We start from the raw sequence: 11,570 nt of genomic DNA, 5'->3' as shown, positions 1-11,570 counted from the left end.
GGGCGCATGCCGATGGGCGTCGCCCGTTGTGCCTACGCCGCGTGGGTGGGCAAAAACGTTCCGGCGACGGCCGGCGGAGTCATAGTCGCCATCGAAGACGACATCGGCGACGCCGCATTCGGCAGCGCCATCGCGGCGGCGCGTGCGATCGCGGCCACCTCGGCAGGGATCGGCATCGGCGTGAGTTGCGGCGCGCGTCGCGGTGCGCGCTGAGGTGCGTGCTCGCGATGGCGCGCTTCCGCCGCCTTCGTCAATTGTCGACGACGCTTGCGCGCGTAGAGCAGCTGGTCGGCGCGGGCGAGCAGCTCGCTCACCGATGACGTGTCGCTCGGCCGGACGCGCGTATGTCCCACGGTCAGCGAGAGCGGCATCGGCAATTCACCCGACGCGTTGAACAGTGCGAGCCGTTCATCGAGACGCTTCTGGATCGCCCGCGCACCCATCACGTCGGCATCGAGCGCCAGAATCGTAAATTCATCGCCACCCATGCGCGCGACCACGTCGCAGTCGCGAACCGTGCTTCGCAGCAGGCGCGAGACGGCCATAAGGGCACGGTCACCCGTGGCGTGGCCGTGGCTGTCGTTGAGCTGCTTGAATTCGTCCATGTCGACGTACATGACGACCGCGTCTTTGCCCTGACGGCGCGCAATCCGCAGATGCTGCTCGGCCAAGGCCATGAAGCCACGACGGTTGTACAGGCGCGTGAGGTCGTCGGTGAGGCACGCCTTCCGCATACGAAGTTCATCACGCTTGCGCGAGGAGACGTCGCGCACCGTCACGGCCAATCCATCGGCAGTCGGTGTGGCCTGATGAAAGAGCCAGCTGGCGGCAACCGCGCGGCGGTCCACGCGAAGCTCTTCCACCACCGCGGTGCGCAGCGTGAGCGCATGCACGTAGCGCTCAAAAAGCATGTCGGCCAGCGGCGTGGGAAGCTCCTCGCGGATGCGGCGACCGACCAGCTGTTCGCGCGTCCGATAGAGCGTTGCGGCGCCGCTGCTGTTCACATCGGCAATTTCGAAGTCGGTGACTTCGCCAGCCGCCGTGCGCACGGCGCGCAGCAGAAACATGCCGTCCACGTTCGACTGCATGGCGTCCTGCAGGCGGCGAACCCGATCGCGCAGCGACTCGTCTTCCTGCATGCGATGGAGCAATTCGCGGTGGAGCAGACGCCATCCGGCGATTGCCACGATGAGCGCAGCGGCCGACAGCAGCGGCGCCGCCTCCACGAAGTTGGGTACGGCATCGAACGACGCGCTGGCCGACAGGCCGACGGCCGCGAACGCGAGGATAGTGATGACGCCCCAGAACGGGGTGCGAAGAGCGAGTCGATCGAACATGAACAGAGGGGTTGATGCTTGTCGGGATTCCGAAACCTCCATCGGTCCGAAGGAATTCCCACCTACGTCGCATCGTACGTGTGGCTCCCGTCACCAATGCAACGGGCGTGCCGCTCATCCATATGAAGCGCAGCGATCGGGCTGCACCGTCCAGTTTCTGTACGGTAAGTGTCTGTCATTCTTTCCCTTACGTAGCCTTTCGACACACCGGCCGACACTCGGTACACCAAGCAAGGCGGCAGACTTTGCCGGATATTTCGTCCGGTCCCACGCGGCTTATCCCGCCGGGACCGATGCGGAAATTCCTGCCGAGTTGTCTAGTCGGCACCCAGCAGCAGGCGGGTTTCGATCGCCTCATGCCGGGCTTCACTGGCCGGATCGGGGCGCACTAGCGATACCAGAATGCCGGTGGCGAACGACAATGGAATCGTGACCAGCGCCGGATTCTTGAGCGGAAAGATCGCGGTCGCGTGGTGCAGCAGATCGATCTGCACCGCGGGCGATAGCGCGATGAGCACAAGCGTCGAGGTGGCGCCCACGATCATGCTGCTCGCCGCGCCGGCCGTGGTGGTACGGCGCCAGAACACGCTGAGCACGAGCGCAGGGAAGTTGGCGCTGGCCGCGATGGCAAACGCGAGTCCGACCATGAACGCGACGTTCTGTCCCTTGAACGCGATGCCCAATACCATGGCGACGATGGCCAGCCCGATGGTGGCGATGCGAGCCACTTTGATCTCTTCGCCTGGCTTCGGGTGGCCTTTGCGAATCACGCTCGCCCAGATGTCATGCGAGATCGCGGCGGCTCCTGAGAGCGCCAGGCCGGCCACGACCGCCAGAATCGTGGCGAAGGCCACGGCCGCGATGAAGCCCAAGAAGGCGCGTCCACCGAGCAACTCGGCCAGCATGGGCGCCGCCATGTTGCCGCCGGCGTCGATCGCCTTGATCGACTCGGGCGTGACGAGCACCATGGCCCCGAAGCCCAGCACGAACGTCATCAAATAGAACATGCCGATCAATCCCGTGGCGATGAACACCGAGCGTCGCGCCGTGCGGGCATCGGGCACGGTGTAGAAGCGCATGAGGATGTGCGGCAGTCCTGCCGTACCGAACATGAGCGCCATGCCCAGCGAGATCGCGTCGAGCGGATTGCTGACCAACTTTCCGGGCGCCAGCACACCGGCGCCGTACTTGGCGGCCGCTGCGGCGAACAACGCGCGCGGATCAAAGCCGAACTTGGCGAGCACCATGATGGCCAGAGTGGCCGCGCCGCCCAGCAACAGTACGGCCTTCACGATCTGCACCCACGTCGTCGCGAGCATACCGCCGAACAGCACGTACCCCATCATCGCGCAGCCCACAATCACGACAGCCGTTTCGTACGGAATGCCGAAGAGCAGGCGAATGAGACTGCCGGCACCGACCATCTGCGCGATGAGATAGAACGCAATCGTAGCCAGCGTACCGATGGTGGCGCTGATACGCACCGGCATCGGATCGAGCCGGGAGGCGACCACGTCGGCGAAAGTGTAGCGACCGAGATTGCGCAGCGGCTCGGCGATGAGAAACAGCACGACGGGCCAGCCCACCAGCCAACCGGTGGAGTAGATCAAGCCGTCGAAACCGCTGGTTGACACGAGGCCGGCGATGCCTAAGAACGACGCCGCGCTCATGTAGTCGCCGGCGAGCGCGAAGCCGTTCTGGCCGGCGGTGACCGAGCGTCCGGCGGCATAGAAGTGATCGGCCGTTTGGGTGCGGCGGGCCGCCCAATAGGTGATGCCGAGCGTGATGGCGATGAAGACGCCGAAGAAGCCGATCGCCACCGGATCCGGAGTTCCGAGTGTCATTGGGCGCCTCCCTGGGCGTTGCGGGCGGCGGACTCCGCGCCGGGCATGGCGCGGAGGGCGGCCAGCGCCGGGTCATACACGCGGTTGGCCCACTGCACGTATGCCAACGTGAGGACCCACGCGGACACGATGACCAGCGCCCCGAGCACAATGCCGAGGGAGAGGCCGTCGCTCACGAGCCCGCCGAGCAGGGCCGGGCGGTACGCCACTAGCAGAATGAAGCCGAAGTAGACCCCGACCATGAGCAGCGTCAGGATCGCGGCCACCCGCCAGCGCGTTCGGGCGAGGGTGCGCGTGGCGGCAATCTGCGCCGCGTGATCAGTCGAAGAAGGCGTCAGAGAAGGCGTCATGGCGCGCGAAGGTACGGGCAGGGCATCTTACGCGGTAGAGTCTCGCCGTCGTTCGGACCTCCCTCACCTCGTCTCATACCTCGTCTCACGTGACACAGCGCATGGGCATCGCGTTGGGCAGCCTTATTTCCGGGTTGGTCGCGCTCTATCTGCATCTCTGGAAGCTCGGCCTCACCGGCGCACTCGGCTGCAGCAGCGCCGGGGGATGCGAGTATGTGCAGGGCAGCCGCTACGGGTGGTTTCTGGGCGTCGACGTGGCCCTGATCGGCGCCGTGGGCTACGCGATGCTGTTCGTGGCCGCCACGATCGGCACGATGGCCAAGTATGAAGACGAGACGTGGCCGAATACGCTCATGCAGTTGATGATCTGGCCGGCGGTGCTGTTCACGCTGCGGCTCAAGTACGGCGAGTTCATCGTGCTGAAGGGCTTCTGCTCGTGGTGCGTGGTCTCGGCGGTCACGATCACGCTGTGCGCGATTCTGGTCACCCTCGACCGGAAGCGGCTGGCCAAGCTGGCCTAGCGAAGCTCGCTCAAGGGACGTCCTGGTCGCCGACCATGACGGCGTACCAGTGCTTCATCTCCTCGGGAATCGGATACCCGGGGAGGGTGCGCACCACGCGACCGTTGCGGTCGATGGCCACGAAGGTGGGCGTGCCGGGATAGCGGAAGGTGAGCAGGACCTGATCGGAACTCCCGGCCGGTCCGATGAGCTGCGCACCGGTGAGCTTTTCCTTGGCGAGCATGGCCACGCCTTCGCCGGCCCCCTCAAGGGTGAGCAGCTTGAGACGCGGCAGAGGCCGCCCCGCCGACATCTGCCCCAAGTCTTTCAGCGCGCGCTTGCACCAACTGCAGGTGCGCGAGCTGATCATAAGAATGGCCGGTTCTCCCTTGGTGTGCAGGGGAATCACTTTGCCATTCAAGGCGGTCACCTTGAAGGTGCCGATGGCTTGCTCAGCCGTGGGCGCGGTGGCTGGTGCGGTGTCGGTACCGGCCACGACGCCATGGTCGGCCAGTAGATTCACCACATCCTTCTCGGCGGTCGCGCGCTTGGCGATCAGCACGGTACAGGCCAGCCCCACCAGCACGAGGGCCAATGTGCTGAAGCTGATACTGCCGCGAGGGGAACGCGCCGGTGCTGACATCCGTGAAATATACCCCGTCCTGGACTGAATGACGCCGCCCGCCGGTTCGCCCGAACGCAAGCTTGGCTCCCTCGATGTGGACGCGTATCTCGCCGATCCGTCGCGCAAGCAGGCGTTCGTAACGCCGATGTTCGACATCATCGCGCCGCGCTACGACGCGTTCACGAAGTTGTTCTCGCTGGGGATGGACGCGGGATGGAAGCGCCGCGCGATCGCCGCCGCCATCGCGGTGGCACCGGGCGCACGCCGCGTGCTCGACTTGGCCAGTGGCACCGGTGACGTGGCCGCGCAGCTGGCGCGCGCGTTACCGCAGGCGACGGTGGAAGCGCTCGACGCGTCGCCGCGCATGATCGATGCGGCGCGCAAACGGCTGGAATCGGTCGACGCGGACGTGTCGGCGCGCGTTACGCCGATGGTGGGCGACATGATGGCACTGCCGCAGGAACGCGCAAACATCGACATGGTGAGCGCCAGCTACGGCGTGCGCAACGTGCCCGACCCCGCGCAGTGCGTCCGCGAAATGGCGCGTGTGCTCCGGCCGGGCGGTGCGTTGGTCACGCTCGACTTCTACCGCCCCGGCTTCGCGCCGTGGCGCGCGCTCTTCCTCTGGTACCTCGGCGTGGCCGGCAACGTGGTGGGCTGGCTCTGGCACCGCGATCCGATCGTATACGGCTATATCGCGCGCAGCATTCGCGATTTCATGACGGCCGACGAGTTCTCCGCGCTGCTGCGTCGCGAGGGCTTCGAGGTTGTGAGTGTGCGGCGGTATCTGTTCGGTGGCATCGCGCAACACGTGGCGCGGCGGGTTACGTAGCTCCTTGGTTGGTGTGCTTGCTGACGGTTAAGTCGGTCGCTGACGGTTGGGTTGGTTCACGCGAAGCTCGCGACGATGCGCGAAGATACGCGAAGAAAAGCAAAACAAGTTTTTCTGTTGCTGTTCTTCGCGAGCCTTCGCGTATCTTCGCGAGCTTCGCGTGAACCAGCTTACGTGCCGGAGCCGCTGAGCCCAGCCGTCGCAAGCGCCGTCGCCACGATCCAACGGTCATCAATCGAGTACTGCGCGCGTACGGTCATATCGCCGTGCAAAAGCTCCGGCAGCAACAGCGACACTGCAACCGCGCCATCAGCAGTGAACTCCAACGCGACCTCCGTGAAGCGCACATAGCGCCGTACGGTGGGGTCGATCGCCTTGTACACCGCTTCCTTGAGCGCGAACGACAGGATCACGCGTTCGCGCTGCGCGAGCGGGTCGGCGTCGAACGCCGAGAGCGCGTCGAGCTCCGGTGCGGTGAGGATGCGGCGCGCGATCGACGGTCGGGTGACATCGCGGGCGATAGGGCGATGCTCGAGGTCGACGCCGACATGCACTGACGCCCCGGCGGTGAGCGCGCGTCGCGGCAACACGAGCGCGAGGGCGGCGTCGTGCTTGTGACTGACCGAGCCAGCGACGGAGTTCGGCAGGACCGGCGCGCCGCGCTCAGTACGGAGGATCGGACCAGTGGCGTCCTGCGGGGCATGCACCGCCACGGCGGCCCGCATCGCGAGGCGGCCGGCCACGAACGTGGCACGGCGCGTCGGCGGCATCGCTTCGACCAGAGCGGCTTCGTCGGGATGCAGTCGGGCGTCCGCCACCAAGGCGGGGAGCCAGATGCCGGTGTCCGGATCCAGCGTTGCCGGCACGTCGACCCGGGTCATCGTGAACGCCGATGGCGCGTCGCTCGGGGCCGGCACGAACTGCGGTGCCGGCCACGCTAGTGCTGAGGGACGAGTGGTCGCGTCGGACATTCCGCAATCTACTGCGGGCCGGCGCATGATCAGCGTGCAAAATCCTGCGCGCGCGTTCAGCTTTCAGTCGTGACTACGCCTCTTCGCTCCGACTCCTCCGCTGACGCGTCGACCGGCTCGCGACTGGTGACACCAGCGCAGGCCTGGTACGCCGTCGCGATCCTCACGATCGCCAATGTGTCGGGCTTCGTGGATCGACAGATCTTGAATCTGCTGGTCAGACCGATCAAGCGCGATCTGCATGTCACCGACACCGAGGTGAGTCTTCTGATGGGACTCAGCTTCGTGGTGTTCTACTCGCTGCTGGGCCTCCCCATCGGCCGGTGGATCGACCGCGGGCATCGCCCTCGCATCGTCGCTTTGGGCGCCGCCGTGTGGAGCGTGATGACCATGCTCACCGGCACCGCCCGGAGCTACGCGCACCTCTTCATCGCGCGTGTCGGTGTGGGTGCCGGCGAGGCCACGTTGGGTCCGGCGGCCGTGTCGATTATTGCCGAGCAGTTTCCGCGCAAGAAGCTTGGCGTGGCGATGAGCACGTATATGATGGGCACGTTCCTCGGCTCGGGCGTCGCGTACGCGCTGAGTGCGTTCGTGGTCGGGCGCGTGGACAGGCCGGGGCTCGTGCATGTGCCGATCGTCGGCGATGTGTTCCCGTGGCAGCTGGTGTTCTTCTACGTCGGATTGCCTGGATTGATCGTCGCGCTACTGGCGCTCACCATTCGAGAGCCGCGCACGCTAGGAACGCGCATGCTGCGCGACGAGGTGTCTGCGAAGGTGCCGTTTGCCGACGTTTGGCGCTACATGCGGGCGAACGCTCGCACGATCGGGGCGTTGTCGTTTGGGTTTGCATGCTCGGCCTCGGTGAATTACGGCGTTGGAGCGTGGCTGGCCAGCTTCCTGATTCGGACCCATGAGTTCACGGAGGTCCGGGCGGGTCTGCTTATTGGTGTGCTGACCGCCACGCTCGGTCCGCTCGGTGTCGTGCTGGGCGGACGGCTTACCGACGCGTTGTCGAAGCGCGGTTACATCGACGCACCACTGCGCGTGGGCATGATCGGCGGGCTCGGCATGCTGATCTTCGCCGGGCTCTATCCGTTGGTGCCATCGGCGATCTTTGCGGCGGCGCTGCTGGTCCCGGTCAACATCTTCGCCGCCATGCCGTGGGGCGCCGCCAACGCGGCGATCGCCGAGGCGATGCCGCCGCGGATGCGAGGGCAGGGAAGTGCCGTCTATCAGCTGGTCGTGAACCTCATGTCAGGTATCCTCGGACCGACCGCCGTCGCGCTGCTCACCGACAAAGTATTTCGTGATCCGCTCGCGTTGCGGTACTCGCTTTCGCTCTCGGCCGTCGTCGGGATGACGCTCGCCCTCGCACTGCTGGCCTGGGGGCGTCCGGCGTTCCGAGTCACGGTGCAACGGCTTCGAGACGCAGGCACCAACGAAACCGCCGCCGCGCGTTAACGACGAATCCGGTTCACCGCGCTGGTGACCACGTTGCCCGCCAGCAAACCGGCAGCCAGCGAGATGCCGATGATCGCCACGCGGAATCCGGTGGCGATGCCGGTTTCGACGTCCTGACCGATCAGCGACTGCATGCTGCGCAGGCCGATACTTCCCGGCACCAGAATGAGCAGACCGGGCACCTGTGTCACCATCGCGGTGCGTCGCTTGAGTCGTGCGAACAGATTGCTGCCGGCGCTGACCACGAACGCGCCAAGGAACGCACCAAGCTGCTCACCGAGCGACGCGCCGGCGAATTTCGACACGAGATAGGCGGCCGCGCAGGCCACCATGATGTTGCCGATGTCGCGGCGCTGGGCGCTGAGCAACACCGCAAACGAGATCGGCGCAACCAGCAGCGCGACCCACTCGGTCCACGCTGGTAGCGACGCGCGCGACAACGTCCCTTGCAGCTGCGGCATGGCCTCGTGCAACATCGGCCCAAGGGCGCCGCCGGTCTGTGCACCGAGCGCGAGACCGAAGCCGAGGCCGAGGAACACCACGATAGCGCCGCTCAGTCGTGCTGTGCCCGAGGAGAGATGACGGGTGGAGAGTTCCGTCAGTGCCACGGTGAAGGTGAGTCCGGGCAGGAGGATCACGAGACCGGCCAGCGATGTCGCGAATCCGCTGCGCGTGCCCATGATACCGTCCATCGTGAATGCGACCGTCGTGACCACGAACGCGACCAAGGGCTCGGTCACGTGTCGCGTGCTTTCGCGGCGGCCCGCCAACAGGGCGAGCGTGCCGGTGAGCAAGCCAAGGAGCGACGCGATGAGCACGTCGCCCACGCGCACCTTGAGGAAGCACGAGACGGCGGCCGACGAGCAGATGAAGGCAAACAGGACCAGCCACTGCGGATAGGGCCGTGGCTGCGAGTCGAGCGCCTCGACCTGCTGTAGGCCGTCGGCCGGGGATAGCGTGCCCTCGATCACGCCGCGGGTGATGTCGCCCAGCGTGGCGAGATGCCCCAGGTTGGGTTCCCCGGGCTCCACCCGCAGCAGCGACACGCGCTGGTCGTCGAGATTGCCGATGCCCACCATGATGCTGGTCGGCGTCGAGAAGAACTCGGCCTCGAGCCCGAGCCGGCGAGCCGTGATGGCCAGCGCCGTCTCCAGCCGGTGCGCCGGCGTTCCGTGCTTATGGAGCGCCCTGGCTAGCTGCAGCAGGAACCGCCGGGATACGGCTGCGTGACCGCCGGTCGAGCCCATCGGCACGTCCAGCGGGTTCTCGGCCGTGTTCAAGGCATCGGGCAGATCGAGGCGAGCCATGTTGCTGAGCGTAGGGGAAGCCAACGTCGGGCGCAACGGCTTATCTTTTGGGGGAACCCTTTTCGCCCCTACTTCGAGACTCATGCTTCGTTCTCTGCCATCTATGACCCGCCGCGCGACGTCGCGGGTCCGTCATGCTCTGCTGCTGCCGGTGTTCGGCGCGGCGGCGCTCCTGAGTGCCTGCGGAACCGACAGCACGGCACCGAATATCCCGTCCAACCCCGCCGTGGAAACCTACGCAGCCTCCTTGGGCGTGAACATCGCCGGCATGACAAAGAAGAACGACAATTTGTACGTGCAGGACTTGGTCGTCGGCACGGGTGCGGAGGCGATCGCCGGGCGCGTGATTCGTGTGACGTACACGGGCTGGCTCGTGAACGGCAGTCGCTTCGATACGAACGTGGGCGGTGCGGCCTTCATCTTCACGCTGGGCGCGCAACAGGTGATCCCGGGCTGGGATCAGGGTGTCGTCGGCATGAAGGTGGGCGGCAAGCGCAAGCTGGTGATCGGGTCCGCGCTGGGATACGGCAACCAGGGTCAGAGCCCGATTCCCGCCAACGCCACGCTCGTCTTCGACGTGGAACTCCTCGGCGTGCAGTAAGCGGGACCCGGAGATTGTCGTGAAGGGAGCGGAGAGGATCCTGCTCCCTTTTGCGTTGGCACCCGAACCGGACGACTCATGAGTGCACGACTTCTGCTCGCGCTGGCGTTGTCCGTGGTCAGTGCGCCGCTACCGGCGCAGGCCACGCCTGAACGATTTGATGTGCTGATTGCCGGCGGCTCGGTGCTCGACGGCACTGGCCGCGCCGCGCAACGGCTCGATGTCGGCATTCGTGGAGATCGCATCGTCGCCATGGCTGCCACGCTCTCGCGGGCGAACGCGAGGCGGGTGATCAATGCCGCCGGTCGCACCGTGTCGCCGGGGTTCATCGACCTGCATGCGCACCTCGAGCCGTTGCTGCAGTACCCGCTCATGGAAAGCGCGTTGCGACAGGGCGTCACGTTGGCGCTGGGTGGACCCGATGGCGGCTCACCGTTGCCGTTGGCGCCGTACCTCGATTCGGTACGTACGGCCACCATTGGTATCAACGTGGCGTATCTCGTGGGGCACAACGATGTGCGTCGCGCGGTGCTGGGCATGCAGGCGCGGGCGCCCGATGCGGCCGAGTTGTCGCGCATGAAGCAGTTGGTCGCGACGGCGATGGGGCAGGGCGCGTTCGGGCTGAGCACCGGCCTGTTGTACTTGCCCGGCACCTACTCGAAGATCGAGGAAGTGATCGCACTGGCGCAGGTGGCCAGCGACAGCGGCGGCATCTACACGTCGCACCTGCGCAAGGAAGGCATTGGACTGCTGGACGGCGTGGGCGAAGCGCTCGAGATCGGGCGACGCGCGCACATCCCGGTGGTGCTCACCCACCACAAGGCGGTGGGGCAGCAGATGTGGGGCAAGAGCACGATCACGTTGGCCATGGTCGACAGCGCACGAAAGGCCGGCACCGATGTGATGGTGGATCAGTATCCGTACACTGCCACGCATACGGGCATCGGTGTGTTGGTGCCGAGTTGGGCGATGGCCGGCGGCGATGCGGAATTTCGCAAGCGCCTCGCGGTGCCGGCATTGAAAGACAGCATCACGCGCGGCATCATCGACAACATTTTAAATGATCGTGGCGGCGGCGACTTGGCGCGTGTGCAGTTCTCGCGCGTGGCGTGGGACAAGAGTCTCGAGGGCAAGACGCTGAAGGATTGGGCCGCGCGCCGCAATCTGGCGCCCACGCCGGAGAACGGCGCCGCGCTGGTGTTGGAAGCGATGCTGAATGGTGGCGGCAACGCGATCTATCACGTACTCGATGAACAGGATGTGCGCCGTATCATGGTGGCGTCGTTCACAATGATCGCCAGCGACGGTCGTATCTCGAGTCCCGGTGACGGGCATCCGCATCCACGCGCCTACGGCACGTTCCCGCGCGTGCTGGGCGAATACGTGCGCGTCCAGAAGCTGCTGCCGCTCACCACGGCGATCCACAAGATGACGCAGATGCCGGCGGTGCGCCTTGGCCTGACCGATCGCGGTGTGCTGAAGGTGGGCAACGTGGCCGATCTGGTCGTGTTCGACGCGGCGACGGTGAAGGACATGAGCACGTTCGCGGCGCCGCATCAGTATCCGGTGGGGATCGAGACGGTGATCGTGAATGGCACGGTGGCGGTGAGTGATGGGAAGGCGACGGGAGTACGGGCGGGGCGGGTGGTGACGCGGACCGGGAAGTGACAAGGGCGCACCGATCTCGCGCATGCCTACTCGTTGGAGTCGTGCTGTTGCTCGCCTGCGGAGATGACGAGCAG

The 11,570-nt window shown here is 65.9% G+C and carries 11 protein-coding genes; 5 read left to right on the top strand and 6 right to left on the bottom strand.

Annotated elements, in window-relative coordinates; translation table 11 throughout:
- Positions 1–32: 32 nt before the first annotated feature.
- From HKW67_RS08655 to HKW67_RS08645, 3 genes are all read right to left on the bottom strand, one after another.
- Positions 33–1,337, bottom strand: a complete 1,305-nt coding sequence (locus tag HKW67_RS08655) for a GGDEF domain-containing protein (RefSeq protein WP_171225004.1) — start codon at positions 1,335–1,337, stop codon at positions 33–35.
- Between the two features lie 317 nt (positions 1,338–1,654).
- The gene (locus HKW67_RS08650; protein WP_171225003.1) at positions 1,655–3,181 is read right to left on the bottom strand and encodes a sodium:solute symporter family transporter; all 1,527 of its coding nucleotides are present in this window, start codon (positions 3,179–3,181) and stop codon (positions 1,655–1,657) included.
- Positions 3,178–3,531, bottom strand: a complete 354-nt coding sequence (locus tag HKW67_RS08645) for a DUF485 domain-containing protein (RefSeq protein WP_171225002.1) — start codon at positions 3,529–3,531, stop codon at positions 3,178–3,180. The genes HKW67_RS08650 and HKW67_RS08645 overlap by 4 nt, the downstream gene beginning before the upstream one ends.
- A gap of 89 nt (positions 3,532–3,620) precedes the next feature.
- On the opposite strand from HKW67_RS08645, the gene HKW67_RS08640 reads away from it, so the two are divergent.
- Positions 3,621–4,052 carry a vitamin K epoxide reductase family protein gene (locus HKW67_RS08640; RefSeq protein WP_171225001.1) on the top strand — a complete coding sequence of 144 codons (432 nt, stop codon included), beginning with the start codon at positions 3,621–3,623 and terminating at the stop codon, positions 4,050–4,052.
- Between the two features lie 10 nt (positions 4,053–4,062).
- Here HKW67_RS08640 and HKW67_RS08635 read toward each other — a convergent pair whose 3' ends face one another.
- Positions 4,063–4,674 (bottom strand): TlpA family protein disulfide reductase, encoded by a 612-nt coding sequence (locus HKW67_RS08635; RefSeq protein ID WP_171225000.1) that lies wholly within the window; start codon positions 4,672–4,674, stop codon positions 4,063–4,065.
- Positions 4,675–4,702: 28 nt separating this feature from the next.
- Between HKW67_RS08635 and HKW67_RS08630 the strand changes: the two genes are divergently transcribed.
- Positions 4,703–5,488 (top strand): ubiquinone/menaquinone biosynthesis methyltransferase, encoded by a 786-nt coding sequence (locus tag HKW67_RS08630; RefSeq protein ID WP_171224999.1) that lies wholly within the window; start codon positions 4,703–4,705, stop codon positions 5,486–5,488.
- A gap of 170 nt (positions 5,489–5,658) precedes the next feature.
- Here the strand turns inward: HKW67_RS08630 and HKW67_RS08625 are convergent, their stop codons facing one another.
- On the bottom strand, positions 5,659–6,459 hold the full coding sequence (locus tag HKW67_RS08625) for a 4'-phosphopantetheinyl transferase family protein (protein WP_171224998.1): 801 nt from the start codon (positions 6,457–6,459) through the stop codon (positions 5,659–5,661).
- A gap of 69 nt (positions 6,460–6,528) precedes the next feature.
- Here HKW67_RS08625 and HKW67_RS08620 point away from each other — a divergent pair, with 69 nt between their 5' ends.
- Complete coding sequence (locus tag HKW67_RS08620; protein WP_171224997.1) at positions 6,529–7,920, top strand: spinster family MFS transporter; 1,392 nt, start codon at positions 6,529–6,531, stop codon at positions 7,918–7,920.
- On the opposite strand, the gene HKW67_RS08615 is transcribed toward HKW67_RS08620, so the two are convergent.
- Positions 7,917–9,227, bottom strand: a complete 1,311-nt coding sequence (locus HKW67_RS08615) for a threonine/serine exporter family protein (RefSeq protein WP_171224996.1) — start codon at positions 9,225–9,227, stop codon at positions 7,917–7,919. The genes HKW67_RS08620 and HKW67_RS08615 overlap by 4 nt on opposite strands.
- A 103-nt stretch (positions 9,228–9,330) precedes the next feature.
- Here HKW67_RS08615 and HKW67_RS08610 point away from each other — a divergent pair, with 103 nt between their 5' ends.
- Together HKW67_RS08610 and HKW67_RS08605 are read left to right on the top strand one after the other, a co-directional pair.
- On the top strand, positions 9,331–9,828 hold the full coding sequence (locus HKW67_RS08610) for an FKBP-type peptidyl-prolyl cis-trans isomerase (RefSeq protein WP_230981155.1): 498 nt from the start codon (positions 9,331–9,333) through the stop codon (positions 9,826–9,828).
- Positions 9,829–9,906: 78 nt separating this feature from the next.
- Positions 9,907–11,496 carry an N-acyl-D-amino-acid deacylase family protein gene (locus HKW67_RS08605; RefSeq protein WP_171224995.1) on the top strand — a complete coding sequence of 530 codons (1,590 nt, stop codon included), beginning with the start codon at positions 9,907–9,909 and terminating at the stop codon, positions 11,494–11,496.
- Positions 11,497–11,570 lie beyond the last annotated feature (74 nt).

The organism is Gemmatimonas groenlandica, from assembly GCF_013004105.1.
In the GTDB taxonomy this organism is placed as follows: Bacteria; Gemmatimonadota; Gemmatimonadetes; order Gemmatimonadales; family Gemmatimonadaceae; genus Gemmatimonas; species Gemmatimonas groenlandica.
This window is presented reverse-complemented; position numbering and strand designations above follow the sequence as displayed.